General features: G+C 72.6%; 21 protein-coding genes. 11 read left to right on the plus strand and 10 right to left on the minus strand.

Features of this window, described 5'->3' with window-relative positions:
- Positions 1 to 88: 88 nt before the first annotated feature.
- From A949_RS32445 to A949_RS0104315, 8 genes are all read left to right on the plus strand, one after another.
- Positions 89 to 547, plus strand: coding sequence for a DUF4913 domain-containing protein (locus A949_RS32445; RefSeq protein WP_026004331.1), 459 nt, complete (start codon positions 89 to 91; stop codon positions 545 to 547).
- A gap of 603 nt (positions 548 to 1150) precedes the next feature.
- Complete coding sequence (locus A949_RS32450; RefSeq protein WP_019354774.1) at positions 1151 to 2254, plus strand: acyltransferase family protein; 1104 nt, start codon at positions 1151 to 1153, stop codon at positions 2252 to 2254.
- A gap of 173 nt (positions 2255 to 2427) precedes the next feature.
- Positions 2428 to 3003: a TerD family protein gene (locus A949_RS0104290; RefSeq protein WP_019354775.1), complete on the plus strand. Its 576-nt coding sequence runs from the start codon at positions 2428 to 2430 to the stop codon at positions 3001 to 3003.
- Positions 3004 to 3142: 139 nt separating this feature from the next.
- The gene (locus A949_RS0104295; protein ID WP_019354776.1) at positions 3143 to 3724 is read left to right on the plus strand and encodes a TerD family protein; all 582 of its coding nucleotides are present in this window, start codon (positions 3143 to 3145) and stop codon (positions 3722 to 3724) included.
- 276 nt (positions 3725 to 4000) lie between these two features.
- The gene (locus A949_RS0104300) at positions 4001 to 5002 is read left to right on the plus strand and encodes a sporulation protein (RefSeq protein ID WP_019354777.1); all 1002 of its coding nucleotides are present in this window, start codon (positions 4001 to 4003) and stop codon (positions 5000 to 5002) included.
- Positions 5003 to 5239: 237 nt separating this feature from the next.
- Positions 5240 to 6559, plus strand: a complete 1320-nt coding sequence (locus tag A949_RS0104305; RefSeq protein ID WP_237735741.1) for a hypothetical protein — start codon at positions 5240 to 5242, stop codon at positions 6557 to 6559.
- Positions 6560 to 6720: 161 nt separating this feature from the next.
- The gene (locus A949_RS0104310) at positions 6721 to 7344 is read left to right on the plus strand and encodes a DUF2975 domain-containing protein (RefSeq protein WP_019354779.1); all 624 of its coding nucleotides are present in this window, start codon (positions 6721 to 6723) and stop codon (positions 7342 to 7344) included.
- Entirely contained in the window at positions 7344 to 7568 is a 225-nt protein-coding gene (locus A949_RS0104315; RefSeq protein ID WP_019354780.1) for a helix-turn-helix domain-containing protein, read from the plus strand. Before A949_RS0104310 ends, A949_RS0104315 begins: the two co-directional genes overlap by 1 nt.
- A 98-nt stretch (positions 7569 to 7666) precedes the next feature.
- Here the strand turns inward: A949_RS0104315 and A949_RS32455 are convergent, their stop codons facing one another.
- Positions 7667 to 8977: an NAD(P)-binding domain-containing protein gene (locus A949_RS32455; protein ID WP_019354781.1), complete on the minus strand. Its 1311-nt coding sequence runs from the start codon at positions 8975 to 8977 to the stop codon at positions 7667 to 7669.
- Between the two features lie 182 nt (positions 8978 to 9159).
- On the opposite strand from A949_RS32455, the gene A949_RS0104325 reads away from it, so the two are divergent.
- The gene (locus tag A949_RS0104325; protein WP_019354782.1) at positions 9160 to 9516 is read left to right on the plus strand and encodes an ArsR/SmtB family transcription factor; all 357 of its coding nucleotides are present in this window, start codon (positions 9160 to 9162) and stop codon (positions 9514 to 9516) included.
- A 52-nt stretch (positions 9517 to 9568) separates the two neighbouring features.
- On the opposite strand, the gene arsB is transcribed toward A949_RS0104325, so the two are convergent.
- Together arsB and A949_RS0104335 are read right to left on the minus strand one after the other, a co-directional pair.
- Positions 9569 to 10669: an ACR3 family arsenite efflux transporter gene (arsB, locus tag A949_RS0104330; protein WP_019354783.1), complete on the minus strand. Its 1101-nt coding sequence runs from the start codon at positions 10667 to 10669 to the stop codon at positions 9569 to 9571.
- Positions 10666 to 10980: an ArsR/SmtB family transcription factor gene (locus tag A949_RS0104335; protein WP_019354784.1), complete on the minus strand. Its 315-nt coding sequence runs from the start codon at positions 10978 to 10980 to the stop codon at positions 10666 to 10668. Before A949_RS0104335 ends, arsB begins: the two co-directional genes overlap by 4 nt.
- Before the next feature lie 117 nt (positions 10981 to 11097).
- Between A949_RS0104335 and A949_RS0104340 the strand changes: the two genes are divergently transcribed.
- Positions 11098 to 11529, plus strand: a complete 432-nt coding sequence (locus A949_RS0104340) for an arsenate reductase ArsC (protein ID WP_019354785.1) — start codon at positions 11098 to 11100, stop codon at positions 11527 to 11529.
- A 190-nt stretch (positions 11530 to 11719) separates the two neighbouring features.
- Here A949_RS0104340 and A949_RS0104345 read toward each other — a convergent pair whose 3' ends face one another.
- The 4 genes from A949_RS0104345 to A949_RS0104360 all read right to left on the minus strand — a co-directional run bounded on the left by A949_RS0104345 (position 11720) and on the right by A949_RS0104360 (position 24452).
- Positions 11720 to 12550 carry an ABC transporter permease gene (locus A949_RS0104345; protein ID WP_019354786.1) on the minus strand — a complete coding sequence of 277 codons (831 nt, stop codon included), beginning with the start codon at positions 12548 to 12550 and terminating at the stop codon, positions 11720 to 11722.
- Positions 12538 to 13620, minus strand: coding sequence for an ATP-binding cassette domain-containing protein (locus tag A949_RS0104350; protein WP_237735744.1), 1083 nt, complete (start codon positions 13618 to 13620; stop codon positions 12538 to 12540). Before A949_RS0104350 ends, A949_RS0104345 begins: the two co-directional genes overlap by 13 nt.
- A gap of 137 nt (positions 13621 to 13757) precedes the next feature.
- The gene (locus A949_RS0104355; protein ID WP_019354788.1) at positions 13758 to 13961 is read right to left on the minus strand and encodes an MbtH family protein; all 204 of its coding nucleotides are present in this window, start codon (positions 13959 to 13961) and stop codon (positions 13758 to 13760) included.
- Between the two features lie 84 nt (positions 13962 to 14045).
- The gene (locus A949_RS0104360; protein WP_019354789.1) at positions 14046 to 24452 is read right to left on the minus strand and encodes a non-ribosomal peptide synthetase; all 10407 of its coding nucleotides are present in this window, start codon (positions 24450 to 24452) and stop codon (positions 14046 to 14048) included.
- A 367-nt stretch (positions 24453 to 24819) separates the two neighbouring features.
- On the opposite strand from A949_RS0104360, the gene A949_RS0104365 reads away from it, so the two are divergent.
- Positions 24820 to 25140 carry a hypothetical protein gene (locus A949_RS0104365; protein ID WP_019354790.1) on the plus strand — a complete coding sequence of 107 codons (321 nt, stop codon included), beginning with the start codon at positions 24820 to 24822 and terminating at the stop codon, positions 25138 to 25140.
- Positions 25141 to 25195: 55 nt separating this feature from the next.
- Here A949_RS0104365 and A949_RS0104370 read toward each other — a convergent pair whose 3' ends face one another.
- The 3 genes from A949_RS0104370 to A949_RS0104380 are packed head-to-tail and all read right to left on the minus strand — an operon-like array spanning position 25196 to position 26909.
- Complete coding sequence (locus A949_RS0104370) at positions 25196 to 25519, minus strand: Asp23/Gls24 family envelope stress response protein (protein WP_019354791.1); 324 nt, start codon at positions 25517 to 25519, stop codon at positions 25196 to 25198.
- Positions 25516 to 26328, minus strand: a complete 813-nt coding sequence (locus A949_RS0104375) for a hypothetical protein (RefSeq protein ID WP_019354792.1) — start codon at positions 26326 to 26328, stop codon at positions 25516 to 25518. The genes A949_RS0104370 and A949_RS0104375 overlap by 4 nt, the downstream gene beginning before the upstream one ends.
- Positions 26325 to 26909, minus strand: coding sequence for an RNA polymerase sigma factor (locus A949_RS0104380; protein ID WP_019354793.1), 585 nt, complete (start codon positions 26907 to 26909; stop codon positions 26325 to 26327). The genes A949_RS0104375 and A949_RS0104380 overlap by 4 nt, the downstream gene beginning before the upstream one ends.
- Between the last annotated feature and the right edge of the window lie 9 nt (positions 26910 to 26918).

Raw genomic sequence — 26918 nt, forward strand, 5'->3', positions numbered from 1 at the left:
TGCGTCCCGGTGTCCCCGCCCGGGGCGGGGCGGGGCCGACAGTGAACCGAGCCCACCGCGCGCACGTGGTGGTGGTGTGGGGACCTCCATGACGACAGCGGCAGGAGAACAGGCGATGATCGAGCCCGGGCCCGAAGAGAACTCCGGTACGGAAGAGGGCGCATCGTCCGCCCCCCAGCCCGAGTTCATCCTCTATCTGGGCGGGCAGGACTACGAAGAGGCGCTCTTCCAGCTGGTGGAGTGGACGCACAACGTGCTGCTGCCCGTCTACGGCAGGGAGACCACCTCCACAGCGCTGTGGTGCTCGCGCTGGTGGGAGCACCCGGAGGCGGTCGCACAGCTCCACGGTCTGTGGCTGGCCTGGGCGGAACTTTCCGACCCGGCGCGGGACATGACGGGTCCGGCCGCGTGGCACCGCGACTTCCTGGGCCCCGTGATGGCCACCCTGCGCGACCCCATGGGGCCCTTCGCCGGATGCAAGCCGGGCAACCACCGGCCGAAGGAAGTCCCGCAGGTGGAGCCGGCCTTCGTGGCCGCCGGCGCTTGAGCGGCCGTCCGGTTCACCAGGGCGGGCGCAGGCTGCTCTGCGCGGCCGGCGCCGGTGATGATCGGGCGATTCACCTGACGACCGTGCTTCTCCGGCCTCGCTCATGTGCACCACTTCCTGACGTTCCACTGGTCAGCGGGGGGCCGGGCCCGGCCCCCCGCGATGCGGACGGGTCCGGCGACCTGGGGCCGACGCGGGGTACAGCGGTCCATCCCTGCTACGGAGCGGGCCGCGAGGCGGTTCATCTCACCTGGCGCCGCTCACCCGGATCCGTAGGGCAAAGCGGGCGTCCGAGTCCCCGTTCCAGCGCTTGTCGGTGTGGCTGACGGCCGACTCGTCGGCGGCCGACTCCGCATGGACGGGGTTGCCTGGCCTGCTGCCTGCCGACCTCGACGAGGAAGCGAGGACAGGGCGGCGAGCCGACGCCTCGCGGCCCCAGCCGGTTGGCGGCGCGAGCACACGGACATATCCGCCGAACCAGCCCGCTTGCCCCACCGGCCGTGTGCTTACACAGGCTTGACCGCTATCGTGCTCATAATGTTGCAGGCTGGTTATACGCGAGCACCGCTGCCCTCCGCCCGCCCGGCACCTCCCGCTGCGCCGGTGGAGAGACCGTCAGCGCTACCTGCATCCGCGAAGGCCGCCGGCCGCCCGGCCGGCCGCCGCGATCCGTTTCTGGACAACGCGAAGTACCTCACCATCGTGCTGGTCGGGGTCGGGCATCTGTGGGCGCCCATGCAGGGCGACAGCCGCGCCGCCGGTGCCCTGTACGCCACGGTCTACGCCTTCCACATGCCGGCCTTCATCGTGATCTCCGGCTATCTCTCCCGGAGTTACGAGGGCACACCGCGCCAGATCGTGCGACTGGTGACGGGCGTCCTGGTGCCGTATCTGGCGTTCCAGACGGTCTACACGCTCTTCATGCGGTGGCTCGACAATCCGCAGCGGGAGTTCCACTACCAGGAGCCGGGGTTCGCGCTCTGGTTCCTCGTCGCCCTGTTCGTGTGGCGGCTGACCACGCCGGTGTGGAAGAACCTGCGCTGGCCGGTGCCTGTGGCGCTGGCGATCGCCGTCGGTGCGAGTGTCACGCCGAGCGTCGGCAACGATCTGGACCTGATGCGCATCGCCCAGTTCCTGCCCTTCTTCGTGCTGGGGCTGCAACTGCGGCCGGAGCACTTCGCGCTCGTGCAGCAGCGTGCGGCACGGTGGCTCGCGGTGCCGGTGACGGCCTGTGCGCTGCTGCTGGCCTACTGGGCGGTGCCGCGGATGTCCTCGGGCTGGTTCCTGCGGGAGAAGTCGGCGGCGGAGATGGGGGTCCCCGCCTGGGTCGGCGCGACCATGGTCCTGGCCGTCTTCGGCTGCGGCCTGGTGCTGACGGCGTGCTTCCTGGCCTGGGTTCCCCGTCGGCACATGTGGTTCACCACGCTGGGCGCGGGCACGCTGTACGCCTATCTGCTGCATGTGTATCCGATCAAGCTCTCCCGCGAACTGGACTGGTACAGCCTGGACTGGGTGGGTCACCCGGCGGGCCGTGTCGCCCTGACGGTGCTGGTGGCAGCGATGATGACGCTGCTGTGCACGTCTCCCGTGCGAAAACTGTTCCGCCCTCTGATGGAGCCGGACATGCCGTGGTTCTTCCGGGGCGGCCGGCGGACAGGGGTCGCGACACACGGCAAGCGGCCGCGGCGGGGCCACCGGGCAGCCTGATCGGTTCGATCGGTTCACCGCACCGTCGACGGACGGTCGTCGCCAGGGATGCCCGGCGCGGCCGGTGACGTGGTTGTCCGGCTACCCACCCCCGTTCTTCTACAGTGCTGTAGTTTTTCATCGGAGGCCTCGAACCGAGGGCTCCGGGTCCGACGGCACGGAAGGAGAAGAACATGGGAGTTTCCCTGGCCAAGGGTGGCAACGTCTCGCTCAGCAAGGAGGCACCGGGGCTCAGCGCCGTCCTGGTCGGCCTGGGCTGGGACGTGCGGACCACCACCGGCACCGACCACGACCTCGACGCCTCGGCCCTGCTGTGCGACGAGAGCGGCAAGGTCGTCTCCGACCAGCACTTCGTCTTCTACAACAACCTCAAGAGCCCGGACGGTTCCGTCGAGCACACCGGCGACAACCTCACCGGCGAGGGAGAAGGCGACGACGAGGTCGTCAAGGTGAATCTGGCCGCCGTTCCCACTGACGTCGCGAAGATCGTCTTCCCCGTCTCCATTCACGACGCCGAAGCGCGCTCGCAGAACTTCGGGCAGGTGCGCAACGCCTTCATCCGGGTCGTCAACCAGGCGGACAACCAGGAGATCGCCCGCTACGACCTGACCGAGGACGCCGCGGCGGAGACCGCGATGGTCTTCGGAGAGCTGTACCGGCACGGCGCCGAGTGGAAGTTCCGCGCCGTCGGCCAGGGCTACGCCTCCGGGCTGGCCGGAATCGCGGCCGACTTCGGCGTCAACGTCTGACACCGGCGGACAGCATCATTGCCCCCGCCGTGCACCACAGGGCGGCATTCTTCCCGACCTGGACACCTCCTCCCTGCCGTCCGCTGCCCTCCACTGCCGCCCCCAGCCATCCCCCGCCACGCGAACCGAGGTACCTGAGATGTCCGTGAACCTCTCCAAAGGCCAGCAGATCAGCCTGACCAAATCCGGCGGTGGCTCGCTCACCAAGGTGCGCATGGGGCTGGGCTGGCAGGCCGCGCCCCGCAAGGGATTCCTCGCCAAACTCGCCGGAACCCGCGAGATCGATCTGGACGCCTCCGCGGTACTGTTCGCGGCCGGCGAGCCCGCCGATGTCGTGTTCTTCCAGCATCTGGTCAGCGACGACGGTTCCGTACAGCACAGTGGTGACAACCTCGTCGGCGGCACCGGTGCGGGCGACGACGAGTCCATCAGCGTGTCCCTCGAAGGTGTCCCGCCGCAGGTGGACCAGATCATCTTCACGGTGAACTCCTTCACCGGTCAGACCTTCGAGGAAGTGCAGGACGCGTACTGCCGCCTGATCGACGAGACGTCCGGTGAGGAGCTCGCGCGCTACACCCTGACCGGAGGCGGTCCGCACACGGCGCAGATCATGGCCAAGGTGCACCGCTCCGGCGGAGGATGGCAGATGGCCGCCATCGGGGAGCCGGCACAGGGCCGCACCTTCCAGGACCTGCTGCCTGTCATCGCCCGTCACCTGTGACCCTCCGCCGTGCGGCCGGTCGCGGCCGGCCGCACGGTCGGGCCGCCCGGACTCCGGCGCCGGGCGCGGTGTTCCCGCGGAGCCCGTTCACTGCACCGGGCCCACCGGTGCACCCCTGAGCCGGCCGACGGGAACACCGCTGTCGGCGGCGACTTGAAAACTACAGTGCTGTAGAGGCCTGCCGTAGCGTGGGGCCCTGCGGCGGACACGTCCCGTGACCGGGGCGGGACCGCCCGCACTCAAGCGTCGGCAGACAAGTGAAGGAGAACGCCCGCGATGGTGTTCAAACGGCTTCTCGGAGCTCTCGGGGTGGGCGGCCCCTCGGTGGACACGGTCCTGGACGACGGGCCGGCGCGACCGGGTGGCCCGCTCAGCGGCCAGGTGCATCTCGAAGGTGGCTCCGCCGACTGCGAGATCGAGCAGATCACTCTCGAACTCGTCGCCCGCGTCGAGGCGGAACACGGTGACGAGGAGCACGAGGGCGTGGTCGCTTTCGACCGCCTCACGGTGGGCGGCGGGTTCCGGCTCACCGAGGGTGAGCGGCGCAGCGTGCCCTTCACCGTCACCCTTCCGTGGGAGACGCCGATCACCGAGCTGCACGGCCAGCCCCTCGGCGTGGTCCTCGGAATCCGGACGGAGCTCGCGGTCGCGGGAGCCAAGGACAAGGGCGACCTCGACCCGCTCCGGGTGGCACCGCTTCCCGCGCAGGAAGGCGTGCTGGAGGCCCTGGGACAGCTCGGGTTCGGCTTCACGTCCGCGGACCTGGAACTGGGCCACATCCACGGCACGGGACAGACCCTGCCCTTCTACCAGGAGATCGAACTCTCCCCCGCCCCGCAGTACGCCCACGCCGTCAACGAGGTGGAGGTGACCTTCCTCGCCGCCCCGGGCGGTATGGAGGTCGTCCTGGAGGCCGACAAGCGCGGCGGGCTCTTCTCCGAGGGACACGACGCCGTCAACCGCTTCGCGGTCGGCCACGAAGGCGCCGAGCACGTCGACTGGAACGCCGAAGTCGACGCCTGGGTCCGGCAGCTGGTCGAGCACCACGGCGGCGGCCACGCAGCAGGCCACTCCGGGTACGTACCGCACCCGGGCCATGGACTCCACCACCACGACACCTCTCACGACGGTCACCACCGCTCCGGGCCGAGCACCGGTGCCGTCGTCGCCGGTGCGGCGGCGGGCGTCGCCGTCGGCGTGGTCGGGGGATTCGTGGCCGCCGAGGTCATCGACGAGGTCTTCGACGACGACGAGGACGAGGGAGACGACGAGGACTGAGCGCCGGGCGGCCGGCCGCGGGGGCGTGTCCCCGGCCGTGCCGGCCGGCCCCCTGCGGCCCCTTCCCCCTGCTGCTCCGCAGGCGGGCTCTGCGCCGATGTCCGCCTCGCCGTGGACCCGTTGTCAGTGGCCTGCGGCACGATGCACGGCAGGTGACGGCCCGTCGGCCGAGGGCCGTCACGGCTGTCGTCACGAAGGGGGAGGGGTGCTGCTGTGCGCAGGCCGGTCGCAGGTGAGGTGCAGGTTCACTACGGTCAGATCTACGTGCACGCTCCGGGCAGCCTGAATCCGGATCTTTGCGAGGCGTTCGCAGGCCAGAGCGGGGGCCTGTGCGGGGCGGCGGTCCCGGGGGCGCTCTGGCTGAACACCGGGCTGCACACGGGAGACGTCGGCTTCGCCGTGGAAGTCCACGACGAGGAACCCCCGCTGGACCCGGGCTGGGAGGACGTCGTGGAGGTGTCCTTCCACCCGGAGTCGGAGGACACCTGCCTGGTGTCGTGGGCGGGTCAGGCCGCATGGGACCTCGGTCTCGCCCGGACCGACTACCGGGTGCGGTACTGCGGCCGGGGGATGGACGAGGGGCGGGAACTCGACACCAGACTGTCCGGCGAGCCGGCGGCGGACAGCTACCTCCTGCAATTCTGGCCCGCACCGCCGCAGGCGGACCGTGTGGTCCGCCAGGCCTCACGAGCGGCCGCCTACTGGAACCGCTTCGCGCGGCAACTCCCCCCACCGCCCACACCGGAACAGCGCGCCGAAGCCGAACGCCTGGCCCGTCGGGCAGCGGAGCGGGCAGCCGAGGAGCGGCGCCTGCACTTCGAGCGATGGGAGTGGGGCGGTCGGTCGCCGAGCGGGCGGCTGCGCGACGTCCGTGGCAACGTCCGCGGGCTGCTCCGTTTCGACAGCGAGTTGGTGCACACGCTGGGCGCCGCGCCTTCCGAGGTGCAGCGCGCGGTGGCGGCGCTGGCCGCCCGGCGGGCCTGCGAGGCGGCGGGCCTCCTGGACATTTCCTGGGTCGCTCGGGCACTCACCGCGGTGGCGGAAAGACGTCCCCTGCCACCGCCCTTCGACGACGCGGACCGGATGTGGGAGACGCTGTGCTCCGACCCGCAGGTCCCGAGCCGGTCGGTGCGCAGGGCGGAGCCTCCCGAGCGGCCGCCCTACCGTCCGCTGCCGTCTCGGTCAGCGGCCGGGCCGACGTGGGACGCGGCCTCGGAGCCGGGGGACGTCGAACGGAAAGCAGGCCTCGGCCGCTCGCCGGGCAGGCTCCCGTCCACGCCGGCCGGTGACAGGCCGGTCTCCCTCGGAGAGGTGCCACCTCTCGTCGCGGTGGTATGCGCCTCCGGCGCCTCCGGCAGTTCCGGCACTTCCGGCACTTCGAATGGCCCCGAGCGGATCTCCCAGCCGCACTTCGCTCTTCCTGCCGTGCTCGCCGCTGCCGACCCCGATCCGCTGAAGGCGGCGCTGGACGCTGTGTGGCACGCGGTGGGCACGTACGGCGTGCACTACCCGGAGTTGCTGGAGGAGGTCCGGTCGTGTGCGGCACCGACGGAGTGAGCCCGGCCGGTGGACCCCACGGTTCCTCGGACAGGTCCGCGGGGCGCGGCCTCGACGGACCCGTCCCGGTGGTGGCCGGTCCGTGGAGCCCTTGAGGCGACTGGCATATCGTTTGTCGATACTATCGAGAAACGATATGCCACTGCGGGCAGGGGGAGAACATGAGCACCACGTCCTGGTGGAGCCGGACCGACAGCCGGCTCCTGGAAGCGGCTCTGGGCCTGGCTGTTGTCCTGGTCGGCGTCTTCGGGGTGCTGCTTCCGGCGCTCGGCGTGGTCGGGCTGGGGGACGGACGCGTGAACACCGTCGAGGTCGAGCCCGGGACGGCGGCCCGCATACCGGAGAAGGTGTCCGCCGCGGCGACGGGCCACGGCATGACCCTCACCGGCACGCGGCAGGCAGAGCTCGTCCTCGCCGACCCCGGCCCGGGGCAGCGGCTGCTGCTCGCCCTTCCGGAGGTCGTCGGCAGCCTGCTCCTGCTCCTCGTCCTGGTGCTGCTCTTCAAGGTGGCCCGACCCCTCAGCGGCGGCGACATCTTCGTACCGGCGAACGCCCGGCGCCTGAGCGCCATCGGACTCACGGTGCTGGTGCAGGCCGTTCTCACCCCGGTGCTGCCGGCGCTCACCACGGAGATGCTGGTGCACGGCTCCCCCATGGCCGAGCAGATACCGTTCTCGGTCACCTTCACCGGAGAACATGTCCTGCTGGCCTTCCTCGTCCTGGCGCTGGGAGAGGTCTTCCGGCGCGGAACGACGCTGCGCGCCGATACCGAGGGACTGGTCTGATGCCACCGGAAGAGGAGCACCGGGTACGGATCCATCTGGACCGGCTGCTGGCCGAGCGGGGCATGACCCTGTCCGAACTGGCGGCCAGGGTCGGGGTGACCGTGGTCAACCTCTCCGTTCTCAAGAACGACCGGGCGAAGGCGATCCGCTTCTCCACTCTCACCGCGCTCTGCCGCGAACTGGACTGCCAGCCCGGCGACCTGCTCAGCGTCCGCCCGGACTGACCGCCCGGACGCCACCCGTCCTCCGCGGCGGCCGGGCACCGGCAGCGCTCTCCCGGTGCCCGGCGGAACCGGGCCGATGCCTGGCGGAACCGGGCCGGTCAGGATCCGCAGCAGCCGCCCTCGGTGGGCTGTCCGGCTTCGGGGGTGGCGAGGAGACCGGTGCCGCCGCACACGCCGGTCTCGGGCAGGGTGAGTTCGACGCGGTCCGCGGATTCGAGGTCTCCGGCGAGGGCGGCGGCCACGGAGCGGACCTGCTCGTAGCCGGTGAGCGCGAGGAACGTGGGGGCGCGGCCGTAGGACTTCATGCCGACGAGGTAGATGTCCCGGTCGGGGTGGGACAGTTCGCGGTGGCCGTGCGGGTGGACGGTGCCGCAGGAGTGGACGTTCGGGTCGATCAGCGGGGCGAGTTCGGCCGGCGCCTGGAGGCGCTCGTCCAGCCGGAGGCGGATCTCGGACAGGAAGGACAGGTCCGGGCGGAGGCCGGTGAGGACGATCATCTCGTCCACCGGTTCGAGACGCCGTCCGTCCTCGGAGACCGGCACCAGACGGCCGTCGGCCGCCCGCTCGACCGTGTGGGTGCGGAAGCCGGTGACCGCTGCTGCGTGTCCGCCGTCGACGGCGGCCTTGGCCGCGAGACCGAGGGCGCCGCGGGCGGGGAGTTGGTCGGCCTCGCCACCGCCGAAGGTGGCATCGGAGAGGCCCCGCCGCAGGAGCCAGACCGCCTTCGTGCCGGCACCGTCGTCCGTCCCGGCGAGGGCGGCCAGGTGGGCGAGGGCGGTGAAGGCGGAGGCGCCCGAGCCGAGGACGGCGGTGCGCTTGCCCGCGTAGCGGGCCCGTACCGCCGGGTCTCCGAGGTCGGGGACGCGGTAGGTGATGCGGTCGGCCGCGGCCTGCTCGCCGAGGGCCGGCAGACCGCTGCCGCCTGCGGGGCCGGGGACGTTCCAGGTGCCGGAGGCGTCGACGACGGCGCGGGCGGTGATCCGTTCCTCGTGTCCGTCCGCGCACCGGACGTGGACGGCGTAGGGCCGGGTCCCGCGGTCGGCGTCCACGACGCGGTCGCGCCCGGCCCGGGCGACACCGGTGACGGTGGCGCCGAAGCGGACCCGGTCCCCGAGTGCCTCGGCGAGCGGCTGGAGGTACTGCTCCGCCCAGTCGCCGCCCGAGGGGTAGGCGGCCGCGTCGGGCTCGGCCCAGCCGGTCGGGGCGAGCAGTTTCTCCGCCGCGGGGTCGGTCACCTCGCCCCAGGGGGAGAACAGCCGCACGTGGGACCACTCGCGCACGGCCGTCCCGGCGGACGGGCCGGCCTCCAGGACGAGGGGCTCGATGTCCTGCTCGAGGAGGTGCGCCGCGGCGGCCAGGCCGACCGGTCCGGCTCCGATCACCACGACGGGCAACTGCTGGTTGCTCATGACAAGGGGCTCCTCACGGGCGTGGGCGGAGTGGCGGCCGGGCCGCCGGCTGATTCGATGATTGTCTATGTCTTGCCCTCACCAGCGTGACACCTGGTTCGACACCCGTCAACATAGACAAATATCTAATCAGACCTTCCGCACCCTCGGAGCGCTGTTTCGATTTGTGTCAAAATAGAGTCATGCCGAAGCCCAGTACCCCGTCCGCCGAGGTGGTGCCGTGCTGCCCGCCGCTGACCGAGCGCCCCATGACGGCCGAGGAGGCCGAGACCGCCGCGCGGATGTTCAAGGCGCTCGGCGACCCGGTGCGGCTGCGGCTGTTCTCGACGGTCGCCTCCCATCCGGGCGGCGAGGCGTGCGTGTGCGACATCTCCGACGTCGGGGTCTCCCAGCCGACCGTCTCCCACCATCTGAAGAAGCTCAAGGAAGCCGGACTGCTGCTCTCCGAGCGGCGCGGCACCTGGGTCTACTACCGGGTGGCCCCGTCCGTGCTCGCCGCGATGGGACAGATCCTGACGACCGGACCGGCGGCCGCCTGAGGCCGGACCAGCACCCGGAACCCCGCGGAACCGGGCCGGCGGGCCCGGCGCGTCACCGTGCGGGGAACTTCCCGCGCCAGGCCAGGGACACGTAGACCAGCGCCACCAGCACCGGGACCTCGATGAGCGGGCCGACGACCCCGGAGAGGGCCTGGCCCGAGGTGACGCCGAAGGTGGCGATGGCGACCGCGATGGCCAGCTCGAAGTTGTTCCCGGCGGCGGTGAAGGCCAGGGTGGCCGTGCGGTCGTAGGCCAGGCCGATCGCCTTGCCGAGTGCGAAGGCGCCGAACCACATCAGCGCGAAGTACACCAGGAGCGGCAGCGCGATCCGGGCCACGTCCAGGGGCTGCGACGTGATCGTCCTCCCCTGGAGCGCGAAGAGCAGCACGATCGTGAAGAGCAGCCCGTAGAGCGCCCACGGCCCGATCCGGGGCAGGAAGTTCCGCTCGTACGGTCCGCGGCCCAGCTTCTTCTCGCCGAGGCGGCGGGTGAGGAATCCGGCCAGCAGCGGGATGCCGAGGAAGACGACGACGTTCAGCGCGATGTGCCAGACGGGGACGTCCAGCCCCTGCCCGTCGCCGAGGTCCAGCCACCGGGGCAGCAGGTCGAGGTAGAACCAGCCGAGCAGGCCGAACGCGAGGACCTGGAAGACGGAGTTGAGGGCGACGAGCACGGCGGCGGCCTCGCGGTCGCCGCAGGCCAGGTCGTTCCAGATGATCACCATGGCGATGCAGCGGGCCAGTCCGACGACGATCAGCCCGGTGCGGTACTCGGGCAGATCGGGCAGGAAGAGCCATGCGAGGGCGAACATCACGGCCGGGCCGAGGATCCAGTTCAGGGCCAGCGACGAGGCCATCAGCCTGCGGTCGCCGGTGACCGCGTCGAGCCGGTCGTAGCGGACCTTGGCCAGCACCGGATACATCATGATCAGCAGACCGAGGGCGATCGGCAGCGAGATGCCGCCGACCTCGACCCTGGACAGCGCGTCGTCGAGGCCGGGCACCGCCCGGCCCAGCCCCAGGCCGACGGCCATGGCGGCCAGGATCCACACGGCCAGGAAGCGGTCGAGGGTGGAGAGCCCGCGGACGACGCCTCCGTCCGCGGCGCGGGTGTCGGGCGCGGGCGCTTCGGTGGTCTCTTCGGTGGCGCTCACGGGCAGGCCCTCTTGATGTCGGCGGCGGCGGTGGTGCGGGCGGTCGCGGCCAGTTCGGCGAACTGCCCGGCGAGGGCGGTGAGGACATCGGGCCGCAGCCGGTAGTAGGTGAACCGGCCGCACGGCTCGGTGTCCACCACTCCGGCGTCGCGCAGCACCCGCAGGTGGTTGGAGAGATTCGTCTGGCGCGCGCCGGTCTCCTCGACCAGGTGCGTGGTGCACAGGGTCTCCCGGGCGAGCAGATGCACGATCGTCATCCGGAGCGGGTCGGCCAGGACGCGGATCAGATCAGTCTCGACTGACGTCAGCATGTGCTGATACTGTCACATCACTCGAAGCTGATGCCAGACCGGTCCGCAGCCGCCGCTCTCCGGGGGGCTCCCCGGAGGCGGTCCGGCGCTCGCCAGGGACCCGCGAAGGATGAACCGATGCCCTCCACCCCCGCCGCGTCCGTGCTGTTCGTCTGCGTCCACAACGCCGGGCGCTCGCAGATGGCCGCCGGCTTCCTCCGCCACCTCGCGGGCGACCGCGTCGAGGTCCGCTCCGCGGGCTCGCTCCCCGGCGACCAGGTCAACCCGGCAGCGGTCGAAGCGATGAGGGAGGTGGGCATCGACCTCTCCGGCCAAAGGCCGAAGGCGCTCACCCCCGGGGCCGTCCAGGCGTCCGACTACGTCATCACCATGGGCTGCGGCGACGCCTGCCCGGTCTTCCCCGGCCGGACCTATCTCGACTGGGCGCTGGCGGACCCGGCGGGAAAGGGCGTCGAGTCCGTGCGCCCCATCCGCGACGAGATCAGGACCCGCATCGAGGCACTCGTCGCCGAGATCGACGCGGCAGGCCCCCCGCCGGCCGAGGGCTGAGCCGGGCAGCCAGAAGCCCCCGCTCCGGGTACGGCAGCCGCAGACGCCGTCCGGAACGGTGGCAAGGGAACGCGAAGACCGTCGCGTCGTCCTGGCGGGGCCTTCCGCCGCGGGCACACCCTGCGGATCACGTACGCCCCTGCAGTCCAGGACCTCCGGTCCCGCGGAAAGGCCCGAGGAGCCGCTTCCGTCAACCGCGGGCGATGCGCCGATACCGGCTCACCGCGAGCGGCATGAACACGGCGATGACGGCGAGTGCGGACAGAGGGGCGTACAGCACGGCGTGCTCGACCGGCCACGATCCGGGAGGCGCGACCGCGGTGGGAGCCTCGTTGCCGAAGAGCGAACGCGCCGCGGTGGCCGTGGCCGAAACAGGGTTCCACTCGGCGACGACACGCAGCGGACCGGGCATGGAGGTGACGGAGACGAAGGCACCCGAGACGAACGTGACGGGAAAAAGCCAGATCAGTCCGGCGCTCTGCGCGACCTCCACGCTCCGGGCCATCAGCCCGATGGTCGCGCCCACCCAGGACATCGCGAAGGCGAAGAGCAATACCAGGGCATAGCCGGCCGCGGCAGCGGCGACGGTGCCCTCCACCCGCCAGCCCACCACCAGGCCGCACAGCGAGGTGACCGTGAGGGTGACCGCGCTCATCGCCAAGTCGGAGAGGGTGCGGCCGAGGATGACGGAGCCGCGCGGCATGGGGAGTGCCCGAAACCGGTCCACCATGCCCCTGTCCATGTCACCCGCGAGTCCGATGGCGGTGAACGAGGCGTTGAAGGTGACGGCCTGGGCGAAGATGCCGCCCATCAGAAAGGTCCGGTATGCGGCGCCCCCCAGACTGCCACCGAACACGTAGGCCAGCAGCAGCACGAACATCAGCGGCTGTACCAGGGCCGCGATGACGGCTCCCGGTGTGCGGCGGAGGTTGACGAGGTTCCGCCAGGCGATGATCAGCCCGTCGCGCAGGGTGCGCAGCGGGCCCGAGGCCGGGCGCGGCGCGAGGGTCAGGGTCGCCATGCGTGCGCCCCCTTCCTGCGTGCCCGGAACGGCTGCCTGAAGCCGGTGCCGGTGCCGGTGCCGGTCTTCCGAGCGCCGTCCCCGCCCCGCGCGGGAGCGGCGTTCGAAGCCGCCGGTTCGACGGTGGCGGGCGGCTCCGGCCGCTGCCGGGAGCTGCCCGTCAAGGACAGAAACACATCGTCCAGACTGGGTGGGGCCAACGCCGCATCCCGGACCCCGACATCGACGGCGTCCAGGGCGTCGAGCGCCTCGCGCAGCGCGTGCGCCCCTCGGTCAGTGGCGACGGTCACCGTGCCGGCGCGCACGTCGACATCCGGCCGGTGCGGGCCGACCGCGGCCATGGCACCGGCCGCGGTCTGGTGCGTCTCGGGGTCGGTGAGGGTGACGGTGATGCGTTCGCCGCCGACGGCGGTCTTCAGCTCGCCGGAAGTACCCCGCGCGATCACCCGTCCGTGGTCGATGACGGCGATGGAGTCGGCCAAGTGATCCGCCTCCTCCAGATATTGCGTGGTCAGCAGAACGGTGGTGCCGTCCGCCACCAGTTCCTCCACGGCACGCCAGGTGTCGGCCCTGCCCCGGGGGTCGAGGCCGGTGGTGGGCTCGTCGAGGAAGACGACGGCCGGCCGCGAGACCAGGGCGCCGGCGAGGTCGAGGCGGCGGCGCATTCCGCCGGAGAAGCCTCCGCTGGGGCGGTCGGCGGCCTCGCCGAGGGCGAACCGCTCCAGGAGCTCCGCGGCGTGCCGACGGGCCGGCCCGCGGCTCAGTCCATGCAGCCGGCAGACCAGGTACAGGTTCTCGCGGGCGGTCAGCCGCTCGTCGACGGCCGCGTACTGACCGGACAGGCCGATGCGGGCGCGCACCGCCTCGGCCTCGTCCCGCACGTCCCGTCCGGCGACCGTGGCCCGGCCCCCGTCCGGCCGCAGCAACGTGGTGAGGATGCGCACCGTGGTGGTCTTGCCCGCACCGTTGGGACCGAGAAGGCCCAGCACGCTGCCGGCGGCGACGCACAGGTCGACCCCGCGCAGCGCCTGGTGGTCGCCAAAACTGCGGGTGAGGCCCTCGGCACGGATCGCGGCATCGCCCGGTACGGCAGCGGGAGTCGGGGCCGGCGCCGGGCGAACGGTCGCCCGGCCCCCGTCGGGGTCCGCGGGCCGGGGCGGGGGCAGCGGCTCCCGCCCCGGCCCCGGGAAGCGCACGGTCGGCTCGTTCACCGGGAGGCCAGGGCGCTCAACGGCGTCAGATCGGTCCAGTGTGCATCCACGTAGGCGAGGCACTCCTGACGCGAGACCGGGCCGTGCACGGCGTGCCACCCTGCGGGTATGTCCGCGAACTCGGGCCACAGGGAGTGCTGGCCCTCGTCGTTGACGAGGACGCGATGCTGAACAGCGGGATTGTCGAAGGGGTTGGTCATCTCTCTCGTTCACTCATCTCTCGGTGTGGTGACGGACAGGCGATACCGGTCGGCGTGCCGTGCGCGACGAACCGCCGGACCAGGTCAGGTGTGCCGGAGTTCCTCGGCGAGGACGGGGCCGATCAGGGCCCGGGACTCGGGGCGCATCATCTGTGCGTGGGCACAGGGCACGTCATGCACGCGCACGTGACCGGCGAGGTACGGCGTCCACATGTCGGGGACGAGCCCGGCGGCGGGGTCCTCCTCCGTCGCACGGAAGAAGAGGACATCGCCGTGGAAGGTACGCGGCGTGTAGTGACGCATGAGCCTGGCCTGGGCGGCGAAGTTGCCGACCATCGTCTCGATCGTTTCCGGCGTCAGGCCCCCCAGAGGGCTGCCCGCGTCACGGAGCGCGTCCCGGACGTCGGCCGCGTCGAGCGGGGCGTCGGTGTCCCAGGCCGACAGGTCGAGGCCCAGGTTGGTCAGCAGCGCGCGGAAGACGGTGTCGTGGTCGGCGTCCTCCAAGCCGTCGGCGGGCGGCACCGGGAACGCGTCCAGGATGGCGAGCAGGGCCACCTCCTCTCCCGCTTCCTGGAGCTGGACGGCCACTTCCTGGACGACGTTGCCGCCGAAGGACCAGCCCAGCAGGTGGTAGGGCCCGTGGGGCCGCACGGATCGGAGCTGTTCGACGTATGCGGCGGCCATGGCCTCGAGGCTGTCGGGGAAGGGGCTGCTGCCGTCGAGGTTGGGAGTCTGGAGGCCGTAGACCGGGTGGTCCGCCAGGTGTTGCAGCAGTCCGGCGTACGTCCAGGCCAGGCCGCCGGCCGGGTGCACGCAGAAGAGCGGCGCCCGGCTGCCGCGGGTCCGCAGCGGCAGCAGGGTCGCGAGGTCGGAGCCCGGCCCGCTGCTGCCCTCCGCGGCTTCCTGGCTGTCGAGGCCGGCGGCGAGAGCCGCGGGGGTCGGAGCCTCGAACAGGATGCGGATGCCGAGGTCGATGCCGGTGGCGTCCCGGACGCGGGACAGCAGTCGGGCGGCGAGGAGGGAATGGCCGCCCAGCGCGAAGAAGTCGTCGTCGGCCCAGGGGCATTCGACGTCGAGCACCTCGGCGAACAGCGCGCACAGCAGATCCTCGCGCGGGCTTGCGGGCGGCTGCCCGGTCTGTCGGGTCAGTTGCTCGGTGCTCGGGTCCGGGAGCGCGGCGGTGTCGAGCTTGCCGCTGGAGGTGAGCGGCAGCGCATCCAGCACGACGAAGGCCGCGGGGACCATGTAGGACGGCAGCGCGTCGGCCAGCGCCCTGCGGAGCAGGTCGCGGTCCGGCACCCCGGGCTCCTGTCCCGCTTCCGGGCCCGCGGGAACCACGTAGGCGACGAGTTGCTCGCTGCCCCGGGTCCCTTCGGCACCCACGGTGCGGAGTGCGACTGCGGCCCGTGATATCTCCGTCCGCTGTTCCAGCACGGAGGTGATCTCGCCGGGTTCCACCCGGAAGCCGCGCACCTTGAGCTGTCCGTCGGCCCGTCCCCGGAACTCCAGGTGGCCGTCCGCCGACCAGCGGGCGAGGTCCCCGGTCCGGTACATGCGCTCACCGGCGGCGCCGAACGGATCGGCCACGAAACGGGCGGCGGTCTCCGCGGGCCGTCCCAGATAGCCGCGCGCCACGCTCGCGCCTGCCAGATACAGCTCCCCGGTCGTGCCCGCGGGCGCGAGACGCAGGAAGCGGTCGAGCACGTAGGCGCGGGTCCCCGCCACCGGACGGCCCAGGACCGGCTCCGGACTGCGGTCGAGTGGTGCGTACAGGGTGTCGACGGTGGCCTCGGTCGGCCCGTACAGGTTGTAGACGGTCAGCCCCGGTATGTCGCGGAGCCGTCGCCACAGCCCCGGCGGGACGGCTTCGCCGCCGAGAGCCAGTACCAGCGGCCGGTGTCCCGACCCGCCCGGATCGCACAGTCCCGCGTCCAGCAGCGCCGCCACGTGCGTGGGAGTGGTCTCCAGGACGTCGACGCGCTCTTCCCGCACCAGCGCCACCAGCGCTGCGGGATCGCGCCGCGTGTCGGAGTCGACGACCAGGAGTTCGTTTCCCTCGAACATCCACAGGACCGGATCCCAGGAGGCGTCGAAGGAGACGGAAGCGGTCAGCGCCACCCGCAGCCGCCGGCCCCCGGCACCCGTCCGGACGGGAACGAACAACTCCCGCCGGTGGTGCTCCCACAGGCGCATGAGCGAACCGTGCTCCACCACCACGCCCTTGGGGCGGCCGGAGGTCCCGGAGGTGTGGAGGACATAGGCCGCGTCGCCGGGCCGGGGGCCGCCGTCGGCCAGCGGCTCCGCCGACACGGCGGCGAGGGCGGCCGTCGTCTGCGGCGCATCGAGCCGGAGCACCTCCCAGGCGCCGTCGGTCACCCGGCCCGCTGTCACCTCCGTCGCCAGCACCACCGCCGGACGCGCGTCGTCGAGGACGGCCGCGACCCGCGCCGCGGGCAGCGCGTCATCGACCGGTGCGTAGACCGCGCCGGCCGCCAGCACGCCCAGCAGCGCGGTGAGTGTGGTGGTGGAGCGGGGGAGCAGCACGGCCACGGTGTCTCCGGAACGCACACCTCGCGCCGTCAGGAGCCGGGCCAACCGGGCGCTCTGCTGCGCGAGTTCCGCAAAGGACAGGGTCTCTTCACCGCTCCGGACCGCGATGTCGCCGCCGCGGGCTGCCAGCACGCTGGCGTGGAATCCCGCCACCGCCGTCGAGTGGGTGGGAACGGCGGGCGCACCCCGCCCCTGGGCCAGCAGCCCGGCCCGCTCCTCCTGGTCGAGCGGGTCGTGCGCGGACAGGGGTGTGTCGGGTTCGGCCACCACGAGCCGCAGCAGGGTGGCGAAGGCAGCCGCCAGCCGCTCCGCCGTTCCCTGCTCGAAGAGGTCGCGGCTGAAGTCCAGCACACCGCTGAGTGCTCCGTCGGCGGACTGCTCGGAGAAGCTGAACGACAGATCGAACTTCGCCCCTCCGGTGTCCACCCCTTCCACCTCCGCGCGCAGCCCCGGAAGCTCCAGCTCCGGGCGTCCGGCGTTGTTGAGGGAGAGCATCACCTGGAAAAGCGGATGCCGGGAGAGCGACCTCGGCGGCGCCACATGCTCGACGAGCGATTCGAAGGGCAGGTCCTGGTGCGCGAAGGCCGTCAGATCGGTCTGCCGTGCCCGCTCCAGCAGTTCCCGGAAGTTCGGGTCGCCGCCGGTGCTCACCCGAAGGACGAGCGTGTTGACGAAGAACCCCACCAGGCCGCCCAGCGCCTCGTCGGTACGGCCCGCGACCGGGCTGCCGACCACGAGGTCCTCCCCGGCGCCGAACCGGTCGAGGAGCGCGGCCAGCAACGCGTGGAGCGCCATGAACGTGCTGGCGCCCTCCTTCTTGGCGAGCGCGGCCAGCCGCCTGCCGTCCTCGGCGAGCAGCGGCACCGGAACGCTGCCGCCGCTCTGCGATCCGTTCTCGGGGCGCGGCCGGTCGGCCGGGAGCGCGAGCTCTGCCGGTGCGCCGGAGAGCGCGTTCTTCCAGTGGGCGAGTTGGCGTGCCTGGATTCCGTCCGGATCCTCGGGGGCACCGAGCAGTTCCCGCTGCCAGAGCGCGTAGTCGGCGTACTGCACGGGCAACGGCTCCCAGTCCGGTGCCCGGCCCGCGCCGCGCGCCGCGTAGGCGGCCGCGAGATCCTGCGCCAGCGGTCCCATCGACCAGCCGTCGGCGGCGATGTGGTGCACGGTCAGCAGCAGGAGATGCTCCTCCGCGCCTGTCGCCAGCAGCTCGGCCCGCACCGGAAGTTCGTGCTCCAGGTCGAAGCCACGCCGGGCCGCGGCCTGCAGCAGGGCTTCGGCTTCGTCGGACGGGCAGGTCGTCACCGTCAGGGACGGTTGCGCGTCACCCGGCGCGAGCACCAGCTGTACGGGGCTGCCCGGCTCCGTGGACGAATCGTGGAAGACGGTACGCAGGCTCTCGTGCCGTTCCACGACATCGCACAGCGCCGCACGGAGCGCCGGGACGTCCAGGCGTCCGCGCAGGCGCACGGCCATGGGCAGGTTGTAGGAGGCGTCGTACGGCCGCATCCGGTTGAGGAACCACAGTCGGCGCTGCGCGAAGGACAGAGGTATCTCCACAGGCCGGTCCGTGCGGGCTCGCAGTGCGGGACGGGCCGCCCCTGCGCTGTCGAGGAGCCCCGCAAGCCCGGCCGGTGTGGGGTTCTCGAACAGTGCGCGGACGGGAAGCTCCACGCCGAAGGCCGTACGGACGCTGTTGACGATCCGGGTGGCCAGCAGCGAGTGGCCGCCCAGCGCGAAGAAGTCCCCGTCCCGGCCGACCGAGTCGATTCCGAGGCAGCCGGCGAACAGCTCGCACAGGATCTCCTCCCGCGGTGTACGCGGCGGTTCGTCGGCCGCCGCGGCGGCCGGCTCGGGCTCCGGAAGGCGGGCGAAGTCCGTCTTGCCGTGGGCTGTCAACGGAATCTCCGGCACGAGGCTCATCCGACCGGGAACCATGTAGCCGGGCAGCCGGGTGGCGACGAACTCGCGCAGCCCAGCAGCGGACAGGCCGGCGTCGGTGCCCGGAACGGCCCAGGCCGTCAGCCGGGCTCCGCCGGGCCCCTCCTGGACGGCCACCGCCGCCCGCCGGACGGCGGGATGGGCGGTCAGGGCCGCCTCCACCTCGCCGGTCTCGACGCGGAAGCCGCGGACCTTGACCTGGGTGTCGGTGCGTCCGACGAAGGCCAGCGTCCCGTCCGGCAGTCGGCGCACCAGGTCTCCCGTGCGGTACATCCGGCTCCCGGGGGCGCCGTACGGGTCGGCCAGGAAGCGTTCGGAGGTCATTCCGGTCGCCCCGTCATAGCCGCGGGCCAGCCCGTCACCGGCGAGGTACAGCTCGCCGGTGACGCCCGGCGGCGTGGGCCCCAGCCGCGGGTCCAGCACCCTGGCCCGCATGCCGCCGACCGCGCGGCCGATGTTGGGCTTCTCGCTCGGGGTCACCGGTGCCACGACGCTGTCGACCGTGGCCTCGGTCGGGCCGTAGAGGTTCCATACGTCCACCCCGGGCAGCGCGGACGACTTCCGCCACAGCGCCTCGTTCACCGGTTCGCCGCCCAGCGCCACCACCCGCGGCCAGGGGCGGCCGGGGGCGAAGAGGCCGCAGGTCCAGAGCTGTTCGAGGAAGGACGGGGTGGTCTCGATCACGTCGACCCGGCGCTCGTGCAGGAAGGCCACCAGTGCCTCGGGATCCCGCCGGGTCGCGTCGTCCACCAGATGCAGCTCGTGTCCGGCGACCATCCACAACAGCGGGTCCCAGGAGGCGTCGAACGTCGCCGCCGCGGTCAGGGCCACCCGGAGCGGGCGGCCGTCGGCGGCGCGTTCCGCCGATTCGATCATCTGGCCACCGTGGTGCCGGAGCAGGTTGGCCAGGGCCCGGTGCTCGACGACGACGCCCTTGGGGCGGCCGGTCGAGCCCGAGGTGTACAGCACGTAGGCGGGGTCCGTCCCGCGCGGTCCGTCTCCGGGCAACCGCGGGGCGGAGCTGTCCGGCGCACCGGGGGTCTCGTCGAGGAACAGCGCCGGCGTGCGGGAGGCGGGCAGGGCCGATGCGCACGTGCGTTCGGTCAGCAGCGCGGCGGGGCGCGCGGACTCGAGTATGCGCGCGTTGCGCTCCGTCGGATGGGACGGGTCGAGCGGAACATAGACGCCGCCCGCGCGCAGCACCCCGAAGACGGCGCTGATCTGCCCCGCGGACCGGGGTAGCGCCACGGCCACCCGGTCCCCGGGCCGCACCCCGGCAGCGGCGAGCCGCAGGGCCACGGAGTCGACCCGCGCCACGAGATCCCCGAAGGTCACGTCCTCGTCCGCACCCACCAGCGCGGTGCGCGCCGGAGTGACCGCAGCCTGGGTGGCCAGGACGTCGCAGACGCTCTGCAGCGGAACCTGCCCGGGCAGGTCCGGGGCTTCGGTGCGCGCGTGGGTGTCCACCGCTGCCCGGTGTTCGTCCTCGGTGAGGATCTCCAGGGCGCCGATCGGCCGGTCGGGGCCGGCGAGGGCGGCCCGCACCAGGCGGCCGAAGTGTCCGCAGAAACGTCGCACGGTCGCAGCCTCGAACAGGTCGCTGCTGTACTCGACCGCGCCCGTCAGCCCGGCCGGTCGACCCGCCTCGTCGTGTTCCTCGGTCAGGTCCCAGGTGAGGTCGAACTTGGCCGTCGGCCGCTCCGCCTCCACCACGGTGGCCCGCAGACCGGGCAGTTCCAGTGACGGCGCGGTGGTGTTGTTCAAGGCGAGCATGACCTGGAAGAGCGGGTGCCGCGCGAGGGACCGGGGCGGCGCCATGGTCTCCACGAGCTGTTCGAAGGGCAGGTCCTGCCGGGCGTAGGCCGCCAGGTCCGCCTCCTTCACCCGGCGCAGCAGTTCGCGGAAATCCGGGTCCCCACCGGCGTCGACGCGCAGCACCAGGGTGTTGACGAAGAAGCCGACCACCGCATGGAACTCCTCCTCGTCCCGGCCGGCCACGGGCGTGCCCAGAACGATGTCGTCCCCGGCGCCGAGCCGGTGCAGCAGCGCGGCGAGCGCGGCGTGCAGCACCATGAACGGGCTGGTGCCCGCCTCCCGCGCGAGCGCGGCGAGGGAATGGTGCGTCGCCGCGTCGAGCCGCAGCGGCACCCGGTTCCCCCGGGAGCCGGCACGGGCCGGACGGGGGCGGTCGAGCGGAAGCGGCATCTCCGGCGGCAGGCCGGCCAGCGCCTCGCGCCACTCGGCGAGTTGCTGTGCGGCAGGTGAGGCGGGGTCCTCCTGCGCCCCGAGCCAGGCCCGCCGGCGCAGCGCATGGTCGGCGTACTGGACGGGCAGGGGCCGCCATGCGGGTGCGCGCCCCGAGATACGTGCCGCGTACGCCTCGGACAGGTCCCGCACGAGCGGAGCCATGGACCAGCCGTCGGCGACGATGTGGTGCAAGGTGATCATCAGCAGGTGCGAGGTTCCGCCGGACACCTGGTCCTCCGGCACGAGGAGCGCGTGCACCGGCGGACGCCGGGTCAGGTCGAAGGCGGGGGTGGGGAACCGGTCCGGTGCGGCCTCACGCACGGCCGGGGCGGTCTCCAGGGCGATACCGCACTCGTCCACCGGCAGCACCACCTGGTAGGCGCCCTCGGCGTCCTCCCGGTAGACCGTGCGCAGACTCTCGTGGCGACCGAGCAGATCCGTGAAGGCCGCCCGCAGCGCGGGGACGTCCAGTTCTCCGTCCAGCCGGACGGCAAGGGGCAGGTGGTACCGCTCGCCGCCCTCGCCCATGCGCTCCAGCAGCCACAGCCGCTGCTGCGGCGCCGACAGCGGCAACCGCCGGGGACGGCGCACCGGCACCGCGCCGACCCGGGTGCCGGGGTCGACTCCGTGTTCCTCCACGAGGGCGGCCAGGCCGGAGACCGTGGGCGCGCGGAAGAGCGAGCGCACCGGAAGCCGCACTCCGGTCGCCTCGGCCAACCGCCCCAGCAGGGCGGTCGCCAGGAGTGAGTGGCCCCCGAGGGCGAAGAAGTCGTCGTCCCGTCCGACCTCTTCGGTTCCCAGAACCGCCGCCATCGCCGCGCACACCGCCTCCTCGGCGGCTGTCCGGGGCCTCGACCGGGGTCCCGCCGCCGGAATCCCGGCCTCGGGCAACGCGGTGGTGTCGAGCTTCCCGTTGGGCGTCAGGGGCAGCCGGTCGACCACGGCGTAGGCCGTCGGCACCATGTGCGCGGGCAGGGTGCCGGCCAGGGCGTCCAGGACCGGCCGCTGGTCCCGCCGCACGGCGGCACCGTCCTCGTCGGAAGCCGGGACGAGGTAGGCGGCGAGCCGCTCGCCGCTCCGCACGAGGACCGCCGCCCGGGCGATGCCCGGGAGCGCCATGAGTACCGACTCGACCTCCCCGGTCTCCACCCGGTGCCCTCGGACCTTGATCTGGTCGTCGCTGCGCCCCACGAATTCCAGCGAACCGTTCTGCCGCCAGCGCACCAGATCCCCGGTCCGGTACATGCGCTCGCCGGGCCCTCCGAAGGGGTCCGCGAGGAACCGGTCGGCGGTCAGTCCCGACTGGCCGGTGTATCCGCGCGCCACGCCCTCTCCGGCCAGATACAGTTCGCCCACCACCCCGGAGGGCAACAGGTGCAGCGCGGCGTCCAGAACGTAGGCGCGGGTGCCGTGCACCGGTCGGCCGATGACCGGCGCCTCGCCGGCGACCCTGGCGGTGACGGCGTCCACAGCGGTCTCGGTCGGGCCGTAGTAGTTGTAGACCAGAACGCCCCGCTCGCCCGAGAGCCGCTGCCACAGGTCGTCGTTGAGGGCCTCCCCGCCCAGCGCGATCACGGTCGGCCGGTGGGCCGGGGCTCCCCCGCCCGCCTCCGGTTCTGCCGTCAGCCCGGCCGCCAGGAGCTCCCGCAGGAAGCTGGGGGTGATCTCGATGACGTCGATCCGCCGAGCGTGCAGGAACGCGACCAGCGCCTCCGGGTCACGCCGCGTCCCGTCGTCGACGATGTGCAGTTCGTGCCCGCCCAGCATCCACAGCAGCGGATCCCACGAGGCGTCGAACGAGATGGCCGCGGTGAGCGCGACGCGCATCCGGCGCCGCTCGGCCAGCATGGCACTTTCGTGCGACTCCTTCCGGTGATGAGCCAGCAGGTTGCTGATCGAACGGTGCTCGACGAGAACGCCCTTGGGGCGGCCGGTCGAGCCCGAGGTGTAGATGAGGTAGGCGGCATCTTCGGGGTTCGGACCCCGGACGGGGCCGTACCCGTGCGGTTCCCCGTCGCGCGGAACGCCGCGTACCACTGCCCCCGCCGGCGCCATGTCGGCCGTCGGCCCGTCGGGGTCGCAGAGCAGGATCACGGGCTCGGCGTCCGCGAGCAGGTATCCGATCCGCTCGGCGGGGTACGCCACGTCCACCGGCAGGTAGACCGCACCGGACCGCAGGACGGACATCAGCGCGACGACCGTGTCCACGGACCGGGGCAGTGCCACGGCGACCGTCGTACCGGGACCCGCGCCGTCGGCGTGCAGAGCGGACGCGCCGCTGTCGACCGCGCGGTCCAACTCGGCGAACGTCAGACGCCGGGTGCCGTCGTCGACGGCGGTCTCCTCGGGTATTTCCCGTGCCAGCCGCGCGAGTTCTTCCGGCAGGGTGGGGAGCGTCCCCGGGGAGGAATCGGGAGGGCCGTCTGCATGGTGCGGGCCCGTCCCCAGGGCCAGCACACCACGGCGTTCTCCCGCGTCGGTGAGCCGCAGACCGCCGACGGGCCGTGCCGGGTCCTCACCGAGCGCCTCGGTCAGCCGCAGGATCCGCTCCAGATGGCTCTCCACGGCCCCGCGGTCGTAGAGCGCCGCGTTGGCCAGCACGTCCACCCTCGCCCCGGCATCCCCGGTGCGAGGGTGGACAGCCAGGGTGAGGTCGTCCACCGGCCCGACGGACAGGTTGTGCAGTGCCCCGGTGGCCGGACCGAACCGCAGATTCCCGTCGAAGGCCAGCACGTTGACCGACGGGCCGGTCAGCGGCTGCCCGGGCAGCAGTCCGTGGTCGCGCCGCAGTTCCTCGGCCGGGAACCGCTGGTGCCGCAGCGCTCCGCGCATCGCACGGGTCACCCGGCGCAGCAGATCGCCCCCTGAATCGTTCGGGGACAGGCGCAGGCGCAACGGCAGGACCTGCGACATCATGCCGGGTGTCGCGCGGGCAGTCGGTCCGCGCCGTCCTGTCACCGGCATCCCCAGCAACAGGTCGTCGGCGGCGCACACCCGGTGCGAGTAGAGCGCCGTACCGGCCACGAAGAGGGCGGGCCAGCCGATGCGGGCCGCTCGTGCCTGCTCACGCATCCGGCGCCAACGCTCCGGCGGCAGTTCGATGCCGGAGCGCAGTACCTCACGGCCGGGCGCGAGAGCACGGTCGGTGAGCCGCACCGCGGACGGCGCGTCAGCGAGCTGTTCGCGCCAGTACTCCTGGTCCGCGACACGCTCGGACGACCCCGCATAGCGCAGTTCGTCCTCGACGAGAGGGGCGAGCGGGAGAGGGTCCGACGGAACGGAGGAACCAGCCGAGAGCAGGCTGTAGGTCTCCGCGATCCGGCTGAGGAGAAGAGCCGCACTGTATCCGTCGAGGAGCAGGTGGTGGGTCTTCAGGAAGAGGAGGTGGCGGTTCGGCGCGAGCCGGAAGAGCGCCATCCCGGTGACCGGCCCGGAAGAGGGGTCCACCGGCGAGGCCACCTCCGCGCGCATGAGGTACAGGGCCCTCTCGTGGGCGTCCCGCCGCCCCGACAGGTCGGTCAGGTCCACGTCGATGCGGAGCCCGACGTGGACCGACTGGCTCCGCCCCGCCGCTCCGTCGCCGACGACGGTGGCCCGTACGGCCTCCGCGTCGTCCGTCACGTGGGCCACCGCTCTCCGCAGGAGCGCGGGGTCGAAGTCGCCCTGCACGTCGACGTACTCGGCGATGGTGTGGGCGGTGCTGTCCGGGTCGCGCTGGTGCGCGAACCACAGGGCTTCTTGTGCCGCCGTCAACGGCATGCGGACCGCGTCCGTCTCAGTCACGTATCCACCCTCGCGAGAAGGCCAGGACTGCCAGCAAGCCCGACTCCTTCAGTTCCTGCGTCTCATGGGTGCGCGGGGTGATCACACCGCGCACGCCATTCCGTCACTGTTGCTTCGGGGCCGAAGGGGCTGCGGCTTGCTATGGGATGCATGACATACATCCCTGCTCGCATGTAATGCACATTTACTGCCCCCTGCCCCCTGCCCCTCGTTCGACCCCGCACCACTCGGCGGTGGACGGCCCGCCGACCGCCCCTCTGCACACCAATCCGCCCCGGCGCGCGTGCCGAATGCCCAGGACGCGCGGAATACCGATAGCGACCTCAGCCGAAGGAGCCCACACATGTACCGCTCGGCGTTCAGGAAGGCCCTCGGGGGCATAGCCGTGGTCGGCAGCGTGGCCGCCATGAGCCTGGCCGGCAGCACGGCCGCAGCCGCCTCGACCACCACCGCGCGGCCCGCCGGCACCGAATCCCACGCGCGTTCGCCCCTCGGCACGCGCTCCCTCCCGGACCGCGAAGCCGGCTACCGCGGAACCCAGGGATTCAACCTCTGCCTGCTCTCCCGCTGCTCGATCGGGTCGGACGACGGAGTGGGCAGCGGCATCGGACTGGTGCAGGGCGGAAACCTGTGCCTGCTGTCGACCTGCGAAGTGAGGCCGTAACAAGGACGCGCCGACCAGGGCCCCGGGCCGAAGCGGTGTTCCGGGGCCCGGGGCGTCAGACGATGCCGGTGACGGTGACGGTCACCCGGGCGGTGTCGGCCGGGTGGGTCCGGGTCAGGCGGGCCGTGACGGCGGCGCTCGCCGCGCGGGCGACATCCACCGCACGCGCCTCGGCGGAGATGACGATCCGTACCTCGATCCGCCACAGGGCACCCGGTTCCGCGGGGCGGCTGACGCGCAGGCCCGCGGGGGACGCGCTCTCGGAGCCGGTGAGCGCGGACCGCAGCCGCCGGGTGATGCCGGGCGTGAGGAAGGCGACGCCGGGCACGTCCCGGACGGCCGCGGCGAGGTCCTCGCTGAGGACGGCGTACTGACTCATCGGCCCGTACCCTTCTCGGTGCTGATCCCCGATTCGGCTCCGCCCGGCACGTTCCTCGCGGATCGGTCCGGCGCGTTCGTGTTCGCCGGGTCCGAGACCGGCACCTCGGCGTCGGCGTCGACCAGGTCCGTGACGCGGACGTCGACCGCGGCGGTCCGCAGCCCCAGGTGCCGGTCGGCGGCCCGCTCCACCCGCAGCCGCACCGCGTCGGCGAGGCCCGGCAGGTCGGACGGTTCCAAAGTTTCGGATGGTTCGGATGGTTCGGACACGGACATCAGCACCTGGATGCCGAGACGCACGGACACCCGGCCCACGGCGGAGTCCGGCTCCGCGGAATCGGGCTTCCCGGCGGAGTCCCGCTCCGCGGAGTCCGGTTCCGGGGCGATGCGGCAGGAGCCGGCCCGGACGCCCGGCACCTGTTCGGCGGCGGCGCGCAGCGTACGGGCCGCCGCCGTCTCCATGATCCACAGGTCTTCGGGTGGCGGGGCCAGGGGCAGCGGGCGCCCGGGGCGCAGTTCCACGCGGACGATGTCCATGACGCGCTGCGTCAGCGGCGCCGCGTCGTAGGCCCCCGGGTCGTCCGCCTCGTCGTGCAGCCCGCGTACGGCCGTCTCCAGGTGGTCCAACTCCTCGACCGCGCGGCGGCAGTGCGGGCAGGTGCGCTCGTGGCCGTCGGAGGTGCCCTCCTCCCAGTCGGCCCACACCTGCGACAGCAGCCGCCCGCAGGGCAGCAGTTCGTCGTCCGGGTCGGACGCGCCGGGCGGCTCGGGCGGCGGCGGGGAAGCGGGCGGGTGGATACGACTGGTCATCGCCAGGCCCCCAGAGCGTTGGTGAGATGGCGTCGGGCGCGGAAGACGCGGGCGCGGACGGCCTGTTGAGTGATGCCGACGGTGTCCGCGATGAAGGCGTAGGACTGGCCGTCCCATTCTCGCAGGATCCAGCAGGTCCGCTGCTCGGCCGAGAGTTCCGCGAGCGCGCGGTGCAGGTCGCCCACGGCCGCGCGGCCTTCGGCGATCCGGTCGGGCGCGACGGTGTGGGCGGGTGCGGCCGGCTCCTGCGCCGCGTCCAGCGGATCCTGCGGCCTGCGGGCACGCAGGGTGTTCAGGCACCGGTTGGTGACGATGCGGTAGAGCCAGGTGCCGAAGGCGGAGTCCCCGCGGAACTCGGGCAGCTTCCGCCAGGCGCTGAGGAACGCGTCCTGCACCGCGTCCTCCGCCTCGGCCCGGCCGCCGAGCAGCCGGGTGGCCAGCCGGACCAGCGCCGGAGCGTGCCGACGTACCAGGACGGCGAACGCCTCCTCGTCGCCCTCGACCGCGCGGACGGTCAGCAGGGCGTCGTCGGGCCCGTCCCCGCCGCCCGGTGGTCCGGCGGATGTGCGGTCCCCCGTCACAGGGCGCTC

This window comes from Streptomyces sp. AA1529, from assembly GCF_000280905.1.
Classification (GTDB): Bacteria; Actinomycetota; Actinomycetes; order Streptomycetales; family Streptomycetaceae; genus Streptomyces.

Bases quoted from the DNA above. Each gene is read 5' to 3' on its own strand.
- A949_RS32445 (WP_026004331.1), top strand. From the start codon at position 89: ATGACGACAGCGGCAGGAGAACAGGCGATGATCGAGCCCGGGCCCGAA.
- A949_RS0104355 (WP_019354788.1), bottom strand. From the start codon at position 13,961: ATGACCAACCCCTTCGACAATCCCGCTGTTCAGCATCGCGTCCTCGTC.
- A949_RS0104300 (WP_019354777.1), top strand. From the start codon at position 4,001: ATGGTGTTCAAACGGCTTCTCGGAGCTCTCGGGGTGGGCGGCCCCTCG.
- A949_RS0104315 (WP_019354780.1), top strand. From the start codon at position 7,344: ATGCCACCGGAAGAGGAGCACCGGGTACGGATCCATCTGGACCGGCTG.
- A949_RS0104360 (WP_019354789.1), bottom strand. From the start codon at position 24,452: ATGCCGTTGACGGCGGCACAAGAAGCCCTGTGGTTCGCGCACCAGCGC.
- A949_RS0104290 (WP_019354775.1), top strand. From the start codon at position 2,428: ATGGGAGTTTCCCTGGCCAAGGGTGGCAACGTCTCGCTCAGCAAGGAG.
- A949_RS0104340 (WP_019354785.1), top strand. From the start codon at position 11,098: ATGCCCTCCACCCCCGCCGCGTCCGTGCTGTTCGTCTGCGTCCACAAC.
- A949_RS0104370 (WP_019354791.1), bottom strand. From the start codon at position 25,519: ATGAGTCAGTACGCCGTCCTCAGCGAGGACCTCGCCGCGGCCGTCCGG.
- A949_RS0104335 (WP_019354784.1), bottom strand. From the start codon at position 10,980: ATGCTGACGTCAGTCGAGACTGATCTGATCCGCGTCCTGGCCGACCCG.
- A949_RS0104365 (WP_019354790.1), top strand. From the start codon at position 24,820: ATGTACCGCTCGGCGTTCAGGAAGGCCCTCGGGGGCATAGCCGTGGTC.
- A949_RS0104295 (WP_019354776.1), top strand. From the start codon at position 3,143: ATGTCCGTGAACCTCTCCAAAGGCCAGCAGATCAGCCTGACCAAATCC.
- A949_RS0104345 (WP_019354786.1), bottom strand. From the start codon at position 12,550: ATGGCGACCCTGACCCTCGCGCCGCGCCCGGCCTCGGGCCCGCTGCGC.
- A949_RS0104325 (WP_019354782.1), top strand. From the start codon at position 9,160: ATGCCGAAGCCCAGTACCCCGTCCGCCGAGGTGGTGCCGTGCTGCCCG.
- A949_RS0104310 (WP_019354779.1), top strand. From the start codon at position 6,721: ATGAGCACCACGTCCTGGTGGAGCCGGACCGACAGCCGGCTCCTGGAA.
- A949_RS0104375 (WP_019354792.1), bottom strand. From the start codon at position 26,328: ATGACCAGTCGTATCCACCCGCCCGCTTCCCCGCCGCCGCCCGAGCCG.
- A949_RS32455 (WP_019354781.1), bottom strand. From the start codon at position 8,977: ATGAGCAACCAGCAGTTGCCCGTCGTGGTGATCGGAGCCGGACCGGTC.